Origin of the sequence: Planotetraspora silvatica, assembly GCF_016863315.1 — a bacterium.
Taxonomy (GTDB): domain Bacteria; phylum Actinomycetota; class Actinomycetes; order Streptosporangiales; family Streptosporangiaceae; genus Planotetraspora; species Planotetraspora silvatica.
This window is the reverse complement of sequence record NZ_BOOQ01000040.1, coordinates 39667-57421: the sequence shown is the minus strand read 5'-3', so window position 1 is coordinate 57421 and position 17755 is coordinate 39667. Positions and strand designations below refer to the sequence as shown.

Here is a 17755-nt window from a genome sequence, read left to right as displayed (position 1 = left end):
GGCGTGCATGATCACGCCGAGGGGGGTGGGGCAATGGGTAGGTAAAGCCGTACGATCACGACATGTTCGGCCTCACGATCGAGTTAGTCGTCTTGGTGCTCGCCGCCCTTCTCACGGTGGCGGCACTCGTGGTCGTGCTGGCCGCCGTCCGGACAGGCGCCCGGCCCAGCACCTCGCTTGGCTGGCGTTCACCCGGCCTTCCGCCACCGATCTCCGCCGACCTGCAGAACCGCGTACGGGCCCTCATCGCCGAAGGGCGGAAGACTCAGGCGATCAAGGTCGTCAGGGAGGAAACCGGGATCGGTCCCAGAGAAGGCAAGAACGTCGTGGATGCCATCGCGGCGGGACAGCCGATTCCAGGAGTCACCCCCACCCCCTCCGACCTCGCCTCCCGGGTCCGCGAACTGAAGGCGGCCGGCCGCACCCAACAGGCCGTGCTACTCGTCCGCGACGAGACCGGAATGGGGCAAGTGGAGGCAGAAGCATTCATCAACGCCCTCTAACTCCCATACCGGACAGAAGGTGAATTCTGTCCGGTATGAGAGAAGTGGTTTCCTCATCTGTTCTGATGAGCCCGTGAGCACCTTCACCGACCCGGAGCCGTCAGAAACCGAATAAGGCCGAGACCGGCCCACAGCACTCGGCCACGTGCATGATCGCCCTTGGCGTACGGCCAGCTCAGCAGGGGTCTGCCGGAAGGTGTGCATGATCACGGATGACCAAAGGCCAGGTCACCACGGGCGCGACCGAACCTGCGCATGATCACGAACGGTGGCGGCGCAGCTCACGCGGCGCATTGCCGAAAGTGTGCATGATCACGGGTCATGGAGATATGGGGTCATGGGGTCACGGAATGTCGGTGAGCACGGGTACGGTTTCGATCATGCTGCCCGCACAGGTGAACCGCCTGACCGTGGAGGACGCCGCCGATCGTTACGTGGATCTGGTGCGGGCCAAGACCGTGACCGGGGCGCTCTCCCCCGCCACCGCCGAGGTCTACGCCCGCGACGTCACCACATTCGTACGGCTGGCAGGCCCGGGCCGGGTGCTCGACGACTTGACGGGTGAGGACGTCGACGAGGTGCTCCTGGCGTTCGCGAGGAAACCCGACGAGCGGCGCAGGGCGGACGCCCCTCGCAAGGATGAGGGCGTGCAGAGCGCGGCGTCGCAGGCCCGCTTCCGGCGATCGGTCTCCGCGTTGTTCAAGCACGCCGCGTCGGTGGGCTGGGTGCAGCTGAACCCGATGGCGACGGCCTCGGTGACGGCGCGGGAGCGTGGCGGGCTGCGGGCCGAGCGCCGAGCCTTGACCAAGGAGCAGGCGGAGGGCCTGATCGGAGCGGCCCGCTCCCCCGCCGCCGAGCCCGCCCGGCGAACGGACCAGCGAAGGGACCAGCGGACCGACATCCGTGACGCGCTGATCGTCCTGCTGCTCGCGACGCTGGGGCCGAGAGTGTCCGAGCTGGTCAGAGCCAACGTGGAGGACTTCTACACCAATGACGGGGTGCGTTACTGGCGGATCTTCGGCAAGGGCGGGAAGACGAGGGATGTGCCGGTCCCCCGTGACGTCGCTGAGGTGTTCGACGCGTATCTGGTGGTCCGGGCGTCCGAGCGGGACAAGGCTCTGCTGTTGTCGTGGCGGGGCCGGCGGCTCGCACGGGGCGACGTGCAGGCGGTGATCGACCGTGTGCAGCAGCGGGTCGAGCCGGGGCGCCGGCGCAGCGTCACCCCGCACGGCTTACGCCACACGACGGCGACGCATCTCTTGGCGGACGGCACGGACATGGACGCGGTGCGCCGGGTTCTCGGGCACAGCGATCTGTCCACACTCGGCCGGTACCGGGACGAGCTTCCCGGAGAGCTGGAGGTCGCGATGCGCTCCCACCCGCTCCTCCGCGACCAGAACACCACATCGCCGCCGAACGAATGAACCTGTCCCGAACGAATCACATCGAGTTGGCGTCCAACCTGTGAACAGGGAGGGCGCATGCGGTATGTGCTGGTGGCGGGAGCGGCGGTTCTCAGGCTGACCGGTGTGGTGGTCGTCGCTCCGCCTGCCGGCGACGTGGGGCGCGGGGTTCATGGTGCCGCAGGGCGACCCCGACGACCCGTCCGCGAACGGAGCCTTCTGGCGGGCCCGCTGATCCACCGGCGGAGACGACGAGTTGACCCTCTCGTAACGTCAGGGCACACGCTGGACCCTGGAAGGGGGTGAACCCATGGGCTATTCGGTCGGCCAGGTCGCCGCGCTCGCCGGAGTGACGGTCCGGACGCTGCATCATTACGACGAGATCGGCCTGCTGTCCCCCGGTGAGCGGACCCGCGCGGGGTACCGGCGGTACACCGAGCCGGATCTCGACCGGTTGCAGCGGATCCTGTTCTACCGCGAACTCGGGTTCTCCCTGGAGGAGATCGCCACCATCCTGGACGAGCCGGGCGCCGGCCCGATGACACACCTGCGCCGTCAGCACGAGTTGCTGCGGCGGCGGATCGGCAGGCTCCAGGAGATGGTGGCGGCGGTGGAGAAGGCTATGGAGGCGCAGACGATGGGGATCTCGCTGACCCCGCAGGAGCGGTTCGAGGTGTTCGGCGACTTCGATCCGGACGAGCACGCCCAGGAGGCCGAGGAGCGGTGGGGCGGCACGGACGCGTTCGAGCAGAGCCGCCGCCGGACGGCCGCGTACACGAAGGAAGACTGGCTGAGGATCAAGGAGGAGGCCGGAGAGGTGGTGCGGGACTTCGCCGCGGCGTTCGAGGCGGGAGTCCCGGCTGACGATGTGCAGGCGATGGACGTGGCCGAGCGGCATCGTGAGCACCTCGGCCGGTGGTTCTACGACTGCTCGCCGGAGATGCACAAGGGGCTGGGCGACATGTTCGTCGCCGATCCCCGGTTCGCCGCGAACTACGAGCAGGTGGCGGAGGGGCTGGCGGTGTACGTCCGGGACGCTCTCCGCGCGAACGCCGAGCGCCGTTCCTGACCGTTCCAACCGTCCCCGGCCCGAGTTGACCTGAGTTGACCGGGTGGGTCACGGGCCTTCATCCGCAGGAAATCCGGGTGAAACACCGGCTGGTCACGATGGCCTGGTGATCAGGGCCATTCTGTTCGACCTTGACGAGACCCTTTTCGACCACCGCCGGGCGGTCGCGTACGCCGCGACGAACTGGACGGAGTCGGTCTCCCCCGGGCATCCGCTGCTGATGGAGACGCCCGCGTTGTGGCTGGATCTGGAGAACAGGCATCTCCCCGCGTGGCACGCCGGCGAGTGCTCGTTCGCCGAGCAGCGGCGCAGGAGGGTGCGAGAGTTCTGCGGCCGGATGGGGCTCGCCGCGCCGCCGGACCCGGATGCGGCCTACGCGGACTTCCTCGTGCACTACGAGGCCGCGTGGTCCGCGTTCCCCGACGCGGCCGAGGTGATCGACGCTCTCGCGGGTGACGGGCTGACCCTCGGGGTGCTCACCAACGGGGTGCCCGTGCAGCAGGAGGCCAAGCTGCGTCGTATCGGGCTGATGGACCGCCTCGACCCGGTCCTGACGCCCGACTCGCTCGGCGGGAACTTCAAGCCGTCGGCGGAGTGCTACCTGCGGGCCGCGGCCAAGCTGGGCCTGCGGCCGCAGGAGGTCGTCCTCGTCGGTGACAACCTCCTGCTCGACGCGGTCGGCCCGACCCGGGTGGGCATGCACGGGGTCTGGCTCGACCGTTACGGCAGCACGCCCGCGGCCGCGCCCACCGCGGAGATCGCGACCATCACGTCACTGACCCGGCTGCCGGGCGTCGTCCGCGCACTCGGGAGGGTCTCCGCCGCTCCCCCATGGCGTACGGCGGGGGCAGGTCAGGCGAGGTGGCCCTCGACGGCGGCGGCTGCGACGAAGCGGCGGGCGAAACCCAGGCGCTCGTAGACGCCGATCGCGGCGGGGTTCCCGTCGTCCACCATCAGGGCCGCCCGGTCGTGTTCGGCCAGCAGTTCGTCGGTGACGAACCGGCAGGTCCGCTCCCCCAGCCCGCGCCCTCTCGCCTGTACGGCTGTCGCGACGCCGGCGAGCAGGCCGACCGTGGGCGCCGACCAGGCGTCGGCGGCGACGGCGAGCAGTTCGCCGGTCGTGTCGCGGATGCCGGCCCATCGGCGGACCCCGGGGATGCCCGGCACGGCGTAGGAGTCGGGGTTGGCGGTCTTGAGGAGATCGGCGACGTCGGGCTCCTCATCCGGATCCAGCCAGGCGACGTCCCGAACAGGGGCGGCGGGCGTGGTGGAGGTGGTCGCCATCCATGAGAAGCCGGCCAGGAACACCAGCTCGTCGATGGTCTCCGACAGTTCGCGGACGAGCTGGACGTCGCCGAACGGCCGGTACGCCGGGCCCATCTCGGCCAGGGCGTGCCGTACCAGCCGGGTGGCGTGGGCGGTGCTTCCGAGGACGGCCAGCCGGTCGCGGCGGGAGGCCTGCGGGCTGGCCACGGCCACCGCGTCGCCGGCGGCCCAGGCCCGCACGCCGGGCTTCATGTCCTGGGCCGCCCACACGATGAGGTCGTCGTCGGCGGAGGCGTCCACGACCTCGGCCGTTCGGGTGAGCTCCCTCAAAGGATCGCGCCGGGCGTGTAGGCGGCGGCCGCGGGGTGGGCGGCGGTGATCCTCCCGACGCGTTCGACGATCTGGGTGACCTGGTCGGGCGCGGCACCGGTGAAGGAGATCCGGTCGGCGAGGAGCGCGTCGAGTTCGGCCCTGCCGAGCGGGAACCGGGTGTCGGCGGCCAGCCGGTCCAGCAGTTCGTTGGCTTTGCCCTCGGAGCGCATGGCGAGCGCGGACGCCACCGCGTGCTCCTTGATCAACTCGTGGGCGGTCTCGCGGCCCATCCCGGCGCGGACCGCGGCCATGAGCATCTTGGTCGTGGCGAGGAAGGGGAGGTAGCGGTCCAGCTCGGCCTCGATGACGGCGGGGAACGCGCCGAACTCGTCGAGGACGGTGAGCATGGTCTCCACGAGTCCGTCGAAGGCGAAGAACGCGTCGGGCAGGGCGACCCTGCGCACGACCGAGCACGACACGTCGCCCTCGTTCCACTGGTCGCCCGCCAGCTCCCCCGCCATGGACGCGTACCCGCGCAGGATGACGGTGAGGCCGTTGACGCGTTCACACGAGCGGGTGTTCATCTTGTGGGGCATCGCCGAGGACCCGACCTGGCCCTCCTTGAATCCCTCGGTGACGAGCTCGTGCCCGGCCATCAGGCGGATGGTCTTGGCCAGCGACGACGGCGCGGCGGCGAGTTGCACCAGCGTGGTGAGCACGTCGTAGTCGAGGGAGCGCGGGTAGACCTGACCCACGCTCGTGAAGCGGCGGGCGAACCCGAGGTGCGTGGCGACCCGGTCCTCCAGTTCGGTGAGGCGGTCGCCGGATCCGAGGAGGTCGAGCATGTCCTGCGCGGTGCCGACCGGGCCTTTGATGCCGCGCAGCGGGTATCGGTCCAGCAGGTTCTCGAGGCGTTCGAACGCGGCGAGCAACTCGTCGGCCGTGGTCGCGAAGCGTTTCCCGAGTGTGGTGGCCTGCGCGGCGACGTTGTGGGAGCGGCCGGCCAGCACCGTCGGGGAGTGCTCGGCGGCCAGTCGTCCGAGGCGGGCGAGCAGCGCCACGACACGCCCCCGGACGAGCAGCAGGCTGTCGCGGATCTGGAGTTGCTCGACGTTCTCGGTCAGGTCGCGCGAGGTCATGCCCTTGTGGACGTGTTCGTGCCCGGCGAGGGCGTTGAACTCCTCGATGCGGGCCTTCACGTCGTGGCGGGTGACCCGCTCACGCTCGGCGATGGATCCGAGGTCGACCTGGTCGACGACCTTCTCGTAGTCGGCGACCACGCCCGGCGGCACGTCGATCCCGAGGTCGGTCTGCGCCTTCAGCACGGCGAGCCAGAGCCTGCGCTCCAGCACGACCTTGTGCTCGGGGGACCACAGGCGGGCCAGCTCCGCGGACGCGTAGCGGGCGGCCAGGACATTCGGGATTCGCGGCTTGGCACTCACGTTGGGTCAGTCTATTGAGGCCGCCCACCCTCCCGCGCTGCCGCCCCGCCGCAGCGGCCGTCCCCGGCCGGTCACCCGGCAGGCGGGCCGCTGGGGCCCGCCTGCCGGGGGTGGCCTCACGTGGCCGGGGTGAGCGCCTCCTTCTCGTACACCTTGAGGTCGCCGTCGCCCGACGGCTCCTTGGGCGTACGGCGCATGCGCTCCTTGGTCCGCTCGACCATCGTGTAGAGGGTGGGCACGAGCACCAGCGTGAGCAGCGTCGAGGAGATCAGCCCGCCGATCACGACGATCGCGAGCGGCTGGGAGATGAACCCGCCCGACCCGGTCACGCCCAGCGCCATCGGGGTCAGCGCGCAGATCGTCGCGATGGCCGTCATGAGGATGGGGCGCAGCCGGCGCCTGCCGCCCTCGATGACCGCCTCCACGATGCCCAGCCCCTTGGCGCGGTACTGGTTGATCAGGTCGATGAGCACGATGGCGTTGGTGACCACGATGCCGATCAGCATGAGCATGCCGATCAGCGCGGGGACGCCCAGCGCCGTGTCGGTGGCCAGCAGCAGCCCGATCGCGCCGGTCGCCGCGAACGGGATCGACACGAGCAGGATGAGCGGCTGCACGAGGCTGCGGAACGTCGCGACCATGATCATGAAAACGATCGCGATCGCGAGCAACATCGCGATGCCGAGGCTGGAGAACGCCTCCTGCTGGTCGGAGCTCGCTCCGCCCATCTCGTACGTCACCCCGGCGGGCAGCGTGAGCGTCTTCAGCTTGTCGGTCACCTTCGAGGTGATCGCCCCGAGGTCGGAGGCGTCGGCCGCGCCGGAGACCGTCGCCGTCCGATCGCCGTCCTGACGGGTGATCTGCGTCGGGCCGTCGGTCTTGACCACGTCCGCGACCTGGCTCAGCTTGACCAGCCCGGTGGGCGTGGGCAGCTGAATGCCCTTGATCGCGTTCAGGTCGTCGGGTGCGTCACCCACCCGCAGCACGATGTCACTCGATCGCTCGTCGATGTCGAGCGATCCGATCGGCGCCCCGCGGAACGACTGCGCGACGATCTGGCCGATCCCGGCCTCGGTCAGCCCCTTGGCCGCGGCCTTCTCCCTGTCCACGTGGACCTCGACGCGCGGCGCGCTGTCTTCGAGGTTGGAGGCCACGTCACGCAGCCCGCCGATCCCGGCCATCGCGTCACGCACGGTGGTGGCGGCCGTCTTCAGCTCCGCGGGGTCGGAACCCTGCAGGACGACCTGGACCTGGTTCGAGTTGAACCCGCCGCCGCCTCCCCCGCCGACAGTGATGTCGCCGATGCCGGACACCTGCTTCAGCCGGTCGCGCAGTGTCTGCTCCAGCGTCGGGGTGTCGACCCCGTCGGACAGCGTGAGGGAGTAGGACGCGCGGTCGGCGCCGCCGCCCACCCCAGCGAGGAACTGGTTACCGCCGCCGACCGTCACCTGGTACGACGCGATTCCCTTGACCGACGACAGGACGCCCTCGACCTTCTTCGCCGCGGCGTCGGTGGTCTCGAGGTCGGTGCCGACCGGCATCCGCTGGCTGACCTGGGTGGTGTCGTTGCCCGAGGAGTCGAGGAAGTTGGTCTTCAGGTTGGGGACGAGCCCCATGGTGCCGATGAAGATGACCAGCCCGATCAGGAGCGTGACGAGCCGCCGCTTGGTGGCGAACCGCAACACCGGCAGGTACATGCGCTGCAGCGGGCTGCGCAGTTCCCTGCGCTCCGCGTCCTCCCGTGCCGCCTCGGCCTCCGCCGCCGTGAACTTCGGCGTCTTCAGGAACCAGTACGCCAGGACCGGGATCACGGTGAGCGCGACCAGCAGCGACGCGAGCAGCGCCACCGTCACGGTGATCGCGAAGGGGCTGAACAACTGGCCGACGAGGCCGCCGACGAACGCGATCGGCAGGAACACCGCCACCGTCGTCAGCGTGGACGCCGTCACCGCGCCCGACACCTCACGTACGGCCCCGAGGATGGCCTGGCGTTTCGGTTCGCCGTACGCCAGATGTCGTTTGATGTTCTCGAGCACGACGATGGAGTCGTCGACCACGCGGCCGATGGCGATGGTCAGCGCGCCCAGCGTGAGCAGGTTGAGCGAGTAGTCCCCGATCCACAACGCGATCAGGGCGATGACCACCGACATCGGGATCGACACGGCCGTCACCAGCGTCGACCGGACCGACAGCAGGAACACCAGAATGATCAGCACGGCGAAGACCAGCCCGAGCAGGCCCTCGGTCGTCAGGTCCTCGATCGAACGCTCGACGTAGGGCGCCTGGTCGAACACGACCGTCAACTGGGAGACGTCGCCGAGCGAGCGGGTCAGCGCGGGCAGCGCGTCACGCACGTCATGGGAGATCTGCACGGCGTTGCCGTCAGGCGTCATCGTGACCGACACGCCGAGGCTCGACTTGCCGTTCGTCCGGGTCAGCGTCGTCGCCGCGGCGTCCTTGATCTCAACGGTCGCGACGTCGCCCAGCTTGACCGGCCGGAGCCGCAGCGAGGCGACACCGCGCGGCAGACCGGGCTGCCCGGCCCGTGCTCCCCCACCCTGTACGGCCTGGCCTCCCTGTCCTCCGGTCCTGACGGCTCCGGCGGGCGGCGCGGCGGGGGTGAGGTAGAGGTTCTTGAGGTCGTCGACGCTCTGGATCCGGTCGCCCGTCTGCACGGTGAGGGACTTGCCGGCCTCCGTGAGACTGCCGGCGGGGATCAGTACGCCGTTCGCCCGCAGCAGGTCGGGGATCGAGGCGGCGGACAGGCCGAGGAGCGCGAGCTTGCGCTGGTCGGGGGTGACCACGACCTGCTTCTCGCCTGCGCCGCTCACGGTCACGTCACGGACGCCGGTGATCGACTGCAGCTTGGGCACCATGATCCGCTCGAGCTTCTCGAACGTGCCGTGCTTGTCGCCCGCGTCGTCGACCGCGATGGCCATGACGGGGATGTCGTCGGTGCTGCCGGCGACCACCTGCGGGTCCACGTTCTCCGGGAGTTGCGGCTTGACCCGGGTCAGGGCCTGCTGCATCTTGCCGACGACGTCGTCGATGTCGGTGCCGAACTCGTAGGCCACCTGGATCTGGGCCACCCCCTCCTTCGAGGTGGAGGTGATGTCGGTCACGCCGGGCAGGCCCTGGAAGCCGCTCTCGATCGGCTTGGTCACCTGTTCCTCGACGATCTCAGGCGAGGCGCCGGGGTAACTCGCCACCGTGAAGGCCGCCGGGAACTCCAGCGAGGGGAAAAGCTGTTGCTTCAGCGAGGGGATCGCGAAGGCGCCAAAGAGGCCGAGGACAACCGCAATCATGATCACCAGACTGCGATTGGCAAGACTCAGCCTGGCCAGCGAGGTCATCTGGCAAGCTCCTTAACCGGGTTATCGAGGTAAGACATTAAAGTGTTTTGGCCAACGATAACACTTCGCTTGGCACGAACATTTAGCATGGCATTAACTTCTGGTAACCTCTCCAGGCGAGAGGTGAGCGTGAGCGACTGTCGAACAGGGCGTTCCGGCGACGCAGCAGCCGACGTCGGCACTCAGGGGCCCGACCAGGATCAGGCCTGCGACCGGGACGAGATCATCGCCCGGCTCGCCGAGCTGCAACGAGGGCTCGGCCGGTTCTTCGCCCGCGACCGATCCCTGCCCATCATGGCCTCCAACCTGACCATGCAGCAGCTCAAGGTCGTGATGTTCCTGTCCTTCCACGGTTCGACCTCCGGGCAGGAGCTGGCCCGCCACCTGCACGTCGGCCTCGGAACCGTGACCGGGATCGTGGACCGCATCGTCGCCCAGGGCCTGGCCGGCCGCCGGGAGGATCCGAACGACCGCCGCATCCGCCGGGTCGAGCTCACCGAAGCCGGCAAGCGGCTGACCGCCGAGATCATCGACGCCGGGACCACCGGCTACCGCCGCCTCCTCGAGCATCTCGACACCGAGACGCTGCGGACGATGGAGACCGTCATGCGGAAGATACAGCAGGCCATGCGGGACATGGCGGCGGAAGACCACTCCCCTCGCACTGACAGTGATCAGCGCTGGTAGCTTTCCACGACATGTCGGCATACCTGGAGTCGCTGTTCTCCCTCACCGACCGCGTCGCCCTGGTGACCGGAGGCAGCTCGGGCATCGGCCACACGATGGCCGAGGCGCTCGGCCGGGCCGGCGCCGCCGTGGTCATCGTCGCCCGGCGCGAGGAAGAGCTCGCCAAAGCCGTCAGCCGCCTCGAGGAGCACGGCGTGCGCGCGGCCGCGATCAGCGCCGACCTCGGCGACCGGACTGCCGTCGCCCGGGTGTGCGAGCAGGCGCCCCGCTTCTTCGGCGACATCGACATCCTCGTCAATGACGCCGCCAACAACATCCGGCGGCCCATGGCCGAGCTCACCGTCGACGACTACGACCACACCATCGCGGTGAACCTCACCGCGCCGTTCCTCCTCGGCGGGCACTTCGGCCCGCGCATGGCCGAGCGCGGCTGGGGACGGATCATCAACGTCGGCTCACAGCAGTCGATCAGCGCCTTCGGCGACAGCGGCGCCTACGGAGCCTCCAAGGCGGGCATCTGCGGGCTGACGCGCTCCCAGGCCGAGGCGTGGTCGGCGTCGGGTGTCACGAGCAACACGATCATCCCCGGCTTCGTGCTCACTCCCCTGACCGAGCCGGCCCAGGCCGTGCCCGGACGCGTGGAGGAACTCGCCGCCCGCTCGATGACCGGCCGCAACGCCGTCCCCGCCGACTTCGCCGGGGCCGCGGTCTTCCTGGCCGGTGACGCCTCCGCGTATGTCACCGGTCAGGAAATCCGCGTCGACGGAGGCTTCAGCGTCCACTGAGGGTCCGCCAAGGCCCGCCGTGGGGTCCGATCACTTGCGGCGGACCACCCGGACGCCTTGCCCCTCGTGCCACATCTCGATCACGAGGTGCTCCCCCGCCGGGTCGACCTTCGTCAGGACGACCTCGGTGACGTCCACCCGGAACAGGTGGGAGTCCATCTCGGGCGAAGCGCCGTATCGCTCACGCGCCGCCGGGTCGGTGATCTCGACCGCGGTGCCCGCGAGCTTCGCGTCGCCGTCCCACGCGGCCGGATCAGACTCGTCCGGGTCGTCGGACATGCCGTGGATCGCCAGCCGTGGATCCCGCCGCAGGTCGAGCGCCTTCACCGCGCCGGTCATCGACCCCAGCCACACCTCGCCGTCCTTGAACTCCACCTCGGTCCCGCTGATCCGCGGCGAGCCGTCCTTGCGGAGCGTGGCCATCGTCTTGTGCTTGCGCCTCCCCATGAGCGCCAGCACGCGCGCGGCCAGCTCGGGAATCTCCTTCTCGATCTCCTGCCATGAAGCCATGCCGACATGATGCCGCCCGCCACCGACAGTTTTCGAGCGCCCGCGGCTCCGGCCCCTCCCGATCGCGAGGCCCCGCGACCAGCGGCCGCCGCACACGTCCGAGCCGGCCCAGGCCGCGTGACCGGGCTCAGCCGTCCACGGCCATCGTGAAGATCCTCCCGGCCCCGATCAGGGGGGCCGCTTCCCACCGGGCGGCCCCGGAGGAGAAGACTTGGTTCGTAGATCGCGGCATCGCCACGCGATCGGCGATCACGCCGCCACGCACAACCCGATGATGGGGGAGCAATGAAGCAGCGCACACTCGGCCAGGGCCTGCGCACGTCCGCGCTCGGACTCGGCTGCATGGGCATGAGCGACTTCTACGGTCCCGGAGACGACACCGAGTCGACCGCCACGATCCACCGTGCGCTCGACCTGGGGATCACCTTTCTCGACACATCCGACGCATATGGGCCCTTCACCAACGAGCGGCTCGTCGGCAAGGCCGTCGACGGCCGCCGCGACGAGGTGGTGCTCGCCACCAAGTTCGGCATCGAGCGGCTGCCCGACGGCACCCGGCTGGGGCACAACGGCCGCCCCGACTACGTACGCAAGTCCTGCGACGCCTCCCTGGAACGGCTCGGCGTGGACCACATCGACCTCTACTACCAGCACAGGATCGACCCGGACGTCCCGATCGACGACACCTGGGGAGCGCTCAAGGAGCTGGTCGAGGCGGGCAAGGTCCGTCATCTGGGCATCTCAGAGGCCGCTCCCGCGACCGTGCGGCGAGCCCACGCGGTCCACCCGATCACCGCGGGCCAGTATGAGTACTCGCTGTTCACCCGCGACATCGAAGACGAACTCCTGCCGACGCTGCGCGAGCTCGGCATCGGCCTGGTGGCCTACAGCCCCCTCGGCCGCGGCTTCCTGACCGGCGCCTTCGACAAGCCCGGCGATCTCGCGGACGGCGACGTCCGTCGCACGCACCCCCGCTGGCAAGGGGACAACTTCGCCGCCAACCACGCCCTCGCGGCGAAGATCGGCGAGGTGGCGTCAGGCATGGACGCCACGCCCGCCCAGGTCGCGCTCGCCTGGGTGCTCGCCCAGGGTGAGGACGTCGTGCCGATCCCCGGCACCAAGCACGTCGGCCGCCTCGAGGAGAACGCCGCGGCCGCCGGGATCGAGCTCCGCTCCGGCGACGTCGAGGCCCTCGAATCGCTGGCCGCACAGGTGTCGGGCCCCCGGTACAACGCGACGCAGATGTCCGGGGTCAACCGCTGACCGGCGCCAGGCCGGTTGGCTCAGGTGAGGTTTCGGGTTCGGTGCGGTGAATCCACCGCACCGAACCCCGGCGCCTTTACAATGTAGATCAATACAGATCAACCAGGCAGGAAGCTCATCAGGAGCGAGGTCACCTCGTCGGGGCGTTCCAGACTGGGGAGGTGACCGGCCCAGTCGAACTCGAAGAGCGCCGCGAGCGGCATGGTGTCCGCCATGTACCGGCCGCTCTCCCTGAAGTACGGCAGGTCGTGCGCGCCGGTGACCACCAGGGTGGGCGCGTCGATGACGGCCAGGTCGATCGCGGCGCGGCGCTTCTCAGGCTCGGGGGCGGCCAGTTGCACCTCGAACGCATGCCGCTGCATCGCCGCGAGACGCGTCCGGGTGGCGTCGTCGGCCGACGGGCCCAGCCAGGTACGCACGTTGAGGGCCACCGCCCCGTCCAGATCGCCGGCCTCAATCAGGCGCTCCTCCTCGGCGTCGAATTCGGTGAGGTCCGGCGTCGGGGGCAGCCCGCACCCGGCGTTCAGCAGTGCCAGCCGTGACACCAGATCGGGATGTTCGGTGGCGAGTTCGAGCGCCACCCGCCCGCCGTACGACGATCCGACGAGAGCCACCCTGCCGAGGTCGAGCGCCGCGAGCAGCGAGGCCACGTCGCCGGCGTCGGAGTAGGGCCCCTCCGACGCGTACGGCGTGCGCCCGTGGCCCCGGAAGTCCATCCGCACCACGTCGAAGCAGGCGGTCAGCGGCTCCCACTGCGCGTCCCACATGCCCGAGTCGGCGACGCTGGAATGCAGCAGCACGACCGGATCGCCCACTCCCCCGCGCTCGTGCCAGACCGTCATCGAGTGACCCGCCCGTACGGTGGGACCGGAACGCACGTCACGGAGACGGGACGAGGGGGCGCCGCGGGCGGCGAGGCAGTCAGATGCATGCGCCCATCGTTCCGGGGCCGAGGGCGACGATCAACATCATTCACCTGCGCCGGAACCCCGCAGGTCGTCACTCTCATTCCTCATCAGCGGCATCGCCGTACATGACGGACAACTCGGCCACGGTCCGCGCTATCCGGTCGCGCACCTCGGCCGGCTCCAGGACTTCCACGGAGGAGCCCAGCCGCAGCAGTTGCCACGCCGCGTGGTTGACCGACTCGATCGGCAGGATGATGCGGATCCACCCGTCGGCGCCGGTAACTCCGTCGGCCAGCGCCTTGTCGCTCACGTCGGCGCCCATGGTGTAACGCAACAGGTCCTGCATCCCGGGCGCGAGGCGGATGACCGCCTTGGCGGTGTACATCCGCGCGGCGAACTCCGCGGCGAACTCGCGCCAGAAGTCCGCGAGGTCGAAGTTCTGCGCCCGCGTGAACGTCTCGTCCAGGACATCGGCCGTGATGATGCGGCTGACCCGATATGTGCGCACGGTCCCGTCGCAGGACGCCGCGAGATACCACGAGCCGCCCTTGAGGATGAGGCCGTAGGGGTGGACCACCCGCTCCACCTCGGCCGGCCCCCATCGGCGGTAGCGCAGCCGGACGACGCGGTCCTCCCACACCGCCTCCGCGACGTCCATGAGGAACGGCACGTCGTCGCTGCCCCGGTACCACCCGGGCACGTCGAGATGGAACCGCTCGCGCATCCGGGCCGCGTGCGAGCGGGGCTCGGGCGGGAGCGCGGCGAGAAGCTTCAGCTCGGCCGCCGCGGCGACGTCGGCCCGCCCGAGTTCGGCGGCGGGGCCGGGAAGGCCGGCGAGGAACAGGGCCGAGGCCTCGTCGGCCGTCAGCCCGTTCAGGCGGGTGCGGTACCCGTCGAGAAGCTGGTATCCCCCCAGCGGTCCGCGATCGGCGTACACCGGCACTCCGGCCGACGACAGGGCCTCCACGTCGCGGTAGACCGTGCGGACCGAGACCTCGAGTTCCGCGGCGAGCTCGGGCGCGGTCATCCTGCCCCGGGTCTGGAGGAGCAGCAGGAGGGAGAGCAGTCGGCTCGCGCGCATGCGCTTCAGTCTGCCACCTTTACAATGTAGATTTATTTGCTTTCAAACATTGATGGTGTTCAAATGAACGCATGGAAAGTGCTGACAGGATCCGCGCCATCATGAACGAGCTGCGGACCTCCGACAGCGTCTCGGTGACCGAGCTCGCCGCCCTGCACGGCGTATCGGAGATGACCATCCGCCGCGACCTCGACGAACTGGCCCAGCAAGGTGTGGTGCGGCGGGTGCGCGGAGGCGCGCTCAGCCTGCTCCTGCGCGGGGAGGAACCTCCCTTCGGCGTCCGCGAGCGCGAAGCGGTCGACGCCAAGCAGCGGATCGGCGCCGAGGTCGCGAGCCTGCTCGCCGACGGCGAGGCCGTGCTGCTCGACGGCGGCACGACCGTGCTGGAGGTCGCCAGGGCGATCCACGACCGCCGGCTCACCGTGCTTCCGCTCGCCCTGCAGGCGACGCAGGTGCTCACCGCCGCACCGCGGATCCGCCTCGTCCTTCCCGGAGGCGAGGTACGGCACAACGAGCTGGACTTCGTCGGCCCGCTGACCGAGACCTCCATCAGGGCCTTGCGCTTCGACACCGCGGTCATCGGGTGTTGCGGCCTGTCGGCCGAGCACGGACTGACCGCCCACGACCTGCCGGAGGTCGCGGTCAAAAAGGCCGCCATCGCGGCCGCCCGCCGGGTCGTGGTGGCCTGCGACTCGGGAAAGTTCTCCCGCACGGCGTTCGGCGCGGTCTGCACGCTCGACAAGCTGGACGTGGTCGTCACCGACGACGGCATCCCCCGGGAGCAGCACGACGCCCTGACCGCCGCCGGCGTGACCGTCCGCATCCCCTCCGCCTGATCCGCACGACCCGCACGACCCGCATGACCCGCATGACCCGCATGACCCCCCCGCGTGATCATGCACACCTTCGCCCGCGCCTCCCCTCACCTGCACCTCTCCCCGTCGTGATCATGCGCACTTTCGGGAAAACCCACCCCCACCTGCGCGTTCTGGCATCGTGATCATGCACGGATTCGGCCGCGTCACCCCTCACCTGGCCGAACGTCCTTAGTGATCCGGCATTCTCACCGTTGGAGCCCTGCCCCATGGCGCTACTCGCCACCGCCCGGCCGTCCCTGCGGCGCGCCCGCCTCGCCGTCTTCGGGCTGTTCCTGCTCGCCGGGATGGCCATCGGCACCTGGACTGCCCGCATCCCCGCCATCAAGGAGGACCTCGCCCTCTCGGACGGCCGCCTGAGCCTGGCCCTGCTCGGCGTCGCGGCGGGCGCCATCACCGGAATGCTGATCATCGGCCGTCTCGTCGACAGGTACGGGAGCGACCGCGTCATGATCCCGGCGGCCATCGCCCAGGGAGCCGCCCTGGTGCTCCCCGCCCTCGCGCCCGATCTGCCGGTGCTCGCGCTGACCTTGTTCCTGTTCGGCGTGGTCAACGGCACGCTCGACGTCTCGATGAACGCCAACGCCGTCACCGTCGAACGCGCGTACGGCCGGCCCATCATGTCGGCGTTCCACGCCGTGTTCAGCGTCGGAGGCTTCATCGGGTCGGCGCTGGGCGGGCTGTTCGCCCACGCCGAGGCCGGGCCTGCCGCCACGTTCGCGGTGGCCGGGGCGATCATCCTGGTCGTCGCCGTGCTGTCCGCCCGCTGGGCCCTGCGCGACACCCCCCACCCCCGGGAGCCGCACTCGGCCGCGCTCGGCGCGCCCGAGGCCACCCAGCAAGAGATCACCCCCGAAGAGGCCGCCCCTCAAGAGGCCGCCTCCGATCGCCGGACCGCCGCGCCCCGCCGTCGGCTGCCGCAAGGCGCGTTCTTCCTCGGCGTGCTGGCCTTCTGCGGTCTCATCGGCGAGGGAGCCTCAGCCGACTGGAGTTCGGTCTACCTGCACGACGACCTCGGCTCCTCCCCCGGCTTCGCCGCCGCCGCCTTCGCCGCCTTCTCGATCATGATGACGGCCGGGCGCTTCGCCGGCGACCGGCTCGCCGCCCGCCTGGGCCCGGTGGCCCTGGTGCGCGGGTGCGGTCTGCTCGGCGCCGTGGGCCTCGCGGTCAACCTCGTGATCGGCACGCCGGTCGCCGGAGTGATCGGGTTCGCGCTGTTCGGCGCGGGGCTGTCGTGCGTCATCCCGCAGGTCTTCTCCGCCGCCGGGCACCGCGACCCGGCACAGTCCGGGCGTGCGCTCGCGACGGTGGCGAGCCTCGGATACACCGGTTTCCTCGCCGGCCCGGTGATTATCGGCGCCCTCGCGGAGCTCGTCACGCTGCCGAGGGCCCTGTTCGTCCCCGCCCTGCTGACGCTCCTCGTCGCCCTCGCCGCTCCCGCCGTACGGCCGGTGCGCACCGGCGGAACGACCTCCGCCGCGCCCGCTCAGGCGAACGTCTCGTAGCCGAGCTTCAGGACCAGCACGGTCACCACGCACAGCAGGACGATCCGCACGAACCCCGCGCCGCGGCGCAACGCCATCCGCACCCCCAGCTGCGCGCCGGCGATGTTGCACACGGCCATGCCCAGGCCGAGCGCCCACATCACATGTCCCTGGGCGCCGAACACGATCAGCGCGCCGAGGTTCGTGCCCGTGTTGATCACCTTCGCCGTCGCGGAGGCGTGCACGAAGTCCATCCCCAGCAGGGAGGTGAACGCGATGAGCAGGAACGTCCCCGTCCCCGGGCCGAGGATGCCGTCGTAGAACGCGATCGCGACGCCGGCGATCCCGACGGCGGTCACGACGCGGGTCCTCGTCCGGAGGTGCGGGTGCGGCAACCTCCCGAAAGCGGGCCGGAACGTCACGAACGCCGCGACCACCAGCAGCACGACCATCACCAGCGGCTTGAGCATCGAGGCGTCCAGCAGGGCCGCCGACGCCGCGCCCAGGCCGGCGAACACCACCGCGAGCACACCCGCCGGTACGGCCACGGCCCGGTCCAGCTTCGTGCCCCGCACGTACGTCACCGCGGCGGACGCCGTGCCGAAGATGGCCGCGGACTTGTTGGTGGCCAGCGCCTGCACGGGCGACAGGCCCGCGAGGATCAGCACAGGGAGCTGAAGCAGTCCGCCCCCGCCCACGACGGCGTCGACCCATCCCGCGGCCAGCGCCGCCAGAAGCAGGAGCACGATCTGTCCGGCCTGCATCGCGGCGCGTCCCCCAGTGTGTGTTCGACGGCGCTCTGCGACGCGCGGTC

Annotated in this window: 16 protein-coding genes; 9 read left to right on the top strand and 7 right to left on the bottom strand. The window is 70.2% G+C overall.

Annotated elements, in window-relative coordinates; genetic code table 11:
• The first annotated feature begins 62 nt into the window (after positions 1 to 62).
• The 4 genes from Psi02_RS27805 to Psi02_RS27790 all read left to right on the top strand — a co-directional run bounded on the left by Psi02_RS27805 (position 63) and on the right by Psi02_RS27790 (position 3894).
• Positions 63 to 503 (top strand): 50S ribosomal protein L7/L12, encoded by a 441-nt coding sequence (locus tag Psi02_RS27805; protein WP_203978629.1) that lies wholly within the window; start codon positions 63 to 65, stop codon positions 501 to 503.
• Positions 504 to 883: 380 nt separating this feature from the next.
• Positions 884 to 1927 carry a tyrosine-type recombinase/integrase gene (locus Psi02_RS27800; protein ID WP_203978628.1) on the top strand — a complete coding sequence of 348 codons (1044 nt, stop codon included), beginning with the start codon at positions 884 to 886 and terminating at the stop codon, positions 1925 to 1927.
• A 289-nt stretch (positions 1928 to 2216) separates the two neighbouring features.
• Positions 2217 to 2975, top strand: coding sequence for a MerR family transcriptional regulator (locus tag Psi02_RS27795; protein ID WP_203978627.1), 759 nt, complete (start codon positions 2217 to 2219; stop codon positions 2973 to 2975).
• Between the two features lie 106 nt (positions 2976 to 3081).
• Complete coding sequence (locus tag Psi02_RS27790) at positions 3082 to 3894, top strand: HAD family hydrolase (RefSeq protein WP_203978626.1); 813 nt, start codon at positions 3082 to 3084, stop codon at positions 3892 to 3894.
• Here the strand turns inward: Psi02_RS27790 and Psi02_RS27785 are convergent.
• From Psi02_RS27785 to Psi02_RS27775, 3 genes are all read right to left on the bottom strand, one after another.
• On the bottom strand, positions 3828 to 4571 hold the full coding sequence (locus Psi02_RS27785; protein WP_203978625.1) for a GNAT family N-acetyltransferase: 744 nt from the start codon (positions 4569 to 4571) through the stop codon (positions 3828 to 3830). The genes Psi02_RS27790 and Psi02_RS27785 overlap by 67 nt on opposite strands.
• Positions 4568 to 5995, bottom strand: coding sequence for an adenylosuccinate lyase (purB, locus tag Psi02_RS27780; RefSeq protein ID WP_203978624.1), 1428 nt, complete (start codon positions 5993 to 5995; stop codon positions 4568 to 4570). Before purB ends, Psi02_RS27785 begins: the two co-directional genes overlap by 4 nt.
• A 116-nt stretch (positions 5996 to 6111) precedes the next feature.
• Positions 6112 to 9348: an efflux RND transporter permease subunit gene (locus Psi02_RS27775; RefSeq protein ID WP_203978623.1), complete on the bottom strand. Its 3237-nt coding sequence runs from the start codon at positions 9346 to 9348 to the stop codon at positions 6112 to 6114.
• Positions 9349 to 9477: 129 nt separating this feature from the next.
• Here Psi02_RS27775 and Psi02_RS27770 point away from each other — a divergent pair, with 129 nt between their 5' ends.
• A complete protein-coding gene (locus Psi02_RS27770) occupies positions 9478 to 10035 on the top strand; it encodes a MarR family winged helix-turn-helix transcriptional regulator (protein ID WP_239095207.1) in 558 nt (185 codons plus the stop codon).
• A gap of 11 nt (positions 10036 to 10046) precedes the next feature.
• Entirely contained in the window at positions 10047 to 10820 is a 774-nt protein-coding gene (locus Psi02_RS27765) for an SDR family NAD(P)-dependent oxidoreductase (RefSeq protein WP_203978621.1), read from the top strand.
• A 30-nt stretch (positions 10821 to 10850) separates the two neighbouring features.
• Here the strand turns inward: Psi02_RS27765 and Psi02_RS27760 are convergent, their stop codons facing one another.
• A complete protein-coding gene (locus Psi02_RS27760; protein WP_203978620.1) occupies positions 10851 to 11330 on the bottom strand; it encodes a pyridoxamine 5'-phosphate oxidase family protein in 480 nt (159 codons plus the stop codon).
• Between the two features lie 285 nt (positions 11331 to 11615).
• Here Psi02_RS27760 and Psi02_RS27755 point away from each other — a divergent pair, with 285 nt between their 5' ends.
• Entirely contained in the window at positions 11616 to 12593 is a 978-nt protein-coding gene (locus tag Psi02_RS27755; RefSeq protein ID WP_203978619.1) for an aldo/keto reductase, read from the top strand.
• Between the two features lie 98 nt (positions 12594 to 12691).
• Here the strand turns inward: Psi02_RS27755 and Psi02_RS27750 are convergent, their stop codons facing one another.
• A complete protein-coding gene (locus Psi02_RS27750; protein WP_203978618.1) occupies positions 12692 to 13435 on the bottom strand; it encodes an alpha/beta fold hydrolase in 744 nt (247 codons plus the stop codon).
• Positions 13436 to 13598: 163 nt separating this feature from the next.
• Positions 13599 to 14582, bottom strand: a complete 984-nt coding sequence (locus Psi02_RS27745; protein WP_203978617.1) for a helix-turn-helix transcriptional regulator — start codon at positions 14580 to 14582, stop codon at positions 13599 to 13601.
• 71 nt (positions 14583 to 14653) lie between these two features.
• Between Psi02_RS27745 and Psi02_RS27740 the strand changes: the two genes are divergently transcribed.
• Positions 14654 to 15418 carry a DeoR/GlpR family DNA-binding transcription regulator gene (locus tag Psi02_RS27740; RefSeq protein ID WP_203978616.1) on the top strand — a complete coding sequence of 255 codons (765 nt, stop codon included), beginning with the start codon at positions 14654 to 14656 and terminating at the stop codon, positions 15416 to 15418.
• A 248-nt stretch (positions 15419 to 15666) separates the two neighbouring features.
• Positions 15667 to 16962 (top strand): MFS transporter, encoded by a 1296-nt coding sequence (locus Psi02_RS27735; protein ID WP_203978615.1) that lies wholly within the window; start codon positions 15667 to 15669, stop codon positions 16960 to 16962.
• Here the strand turns inward: Psi02_RS27735 and Psi02_RS27730 are convergent.
• The gene (locus Psi02_RS27730; protein ID WP_203978614.1) at positions 16944 to 17705 is read right to left on the bottom strand and encodes a sulfite exporter TauE/SafE family protein; all 762 of its coding nucleotides are present in this window, start codon (positions 17703 to 17705) and stop codon (positions 16944 to 16946) included. The two genes, Psi02_RS27735 and Psi02_RS27730, sit on opposite strands and share 19 nt — an antisense overlap.
• Positions 17706 to 17755: the final 50 nt, after the last annotated feature.

What these genes read in the sequence shown, in the direction of transcription:
- Psi02_RS27805 (WP_203978629.1), top strand. Translation starts at nt 63, where the DNA reads ATGTTCGGCCTCACGATCGAGTTAGTCGTCTTGGTGCTCGCCGCCCTT.
- Psi02_RS27800 (WP_203978628.1), top strand. Translation starts at nt 884, where the DNA reads ATGCTGCCCGCACAGGTGAACCGCCTGACCGTGGAGGACGCCGCCGAT.
- Psi02_RS27795 (WP_203978627.1), top strand. Translation starts at nt 2,217, where the DNA reads ATGGGCTATTCGGTCGGCCAGGTCGCCGCGCTCGCCGGAGTGACGGTC.
- Psi02_RS27775 (WP_203978623.1), bottom strand. Translation starts at nt 9,348, where the DNA reads ATGACCTCGCTGGCCAGGCTGAGTCTTGCCAATCGCAGTCTGGTGATC.
- Psi02_RS27765 (WP_203978621.1), top strand. Translation starts at nt 10,047, where the DNA reads ATGTCGGCATACCTGGAGTCGCTGTTCTCCCTCACCGACCGCGTCGCC.
- Psi02_RS27760 (WP_203978620.1), bottom strand. Translation starts at nt 11,330, where the DNA reads ATGGCTTCATGGCAGGAGATCGAGAAGGAGATTCCCGAGCTGGCCGCG.
- Psi02_RS27755 (WP_203978619.1), top strand. Translation starts at nt 11,616, where the DNA reads ATGAAGCAGCGCACACTCGGCCAGGGCCTGCGCACGTCCGCGCTCGGA.
- Psi02_RS27750 (WP_203978618.1), bottom strand. Translation starts at nt 13,435, where the DNA reads ATGACGGTCTGGCACGAGCGCGGGGGAGTGGGCGATCCGGTCGTGCTG.
- Psi02_RS27745 (WP_203978617.1), bottom strand. Translation starts at nt 14,582, where the DNA reads ATGCGCGCGAGCCGACTGCTCTCCCTCCTGCTGCTCCTCCAGACCCGG.
- Psi02_RS27740 (WP_203978616.1), top strand. Translation starts at nt 14,654, where the DNA reads ATGGAAAGTGCTGACAGGATCCGCGCCATCATGAACGAGCTGCGGACC.
- Psi02_RS27735 (WP_203978615.1), top strand. Translation starts at nt 15,667, where the DNA reads ATGGCGCTACTCGCCACCGCCCGGCCGTCCCTGCGGCGCGCCCGCCTC.
- Psi02_RS27730 (WP_203978614.1), bottom strand. Translation starts at nt 17,705, where the DNA reads ATGCAGGCCGGACAGATCGTGCTCCTGCTTCTGGCGGCGCTGGCCGCG.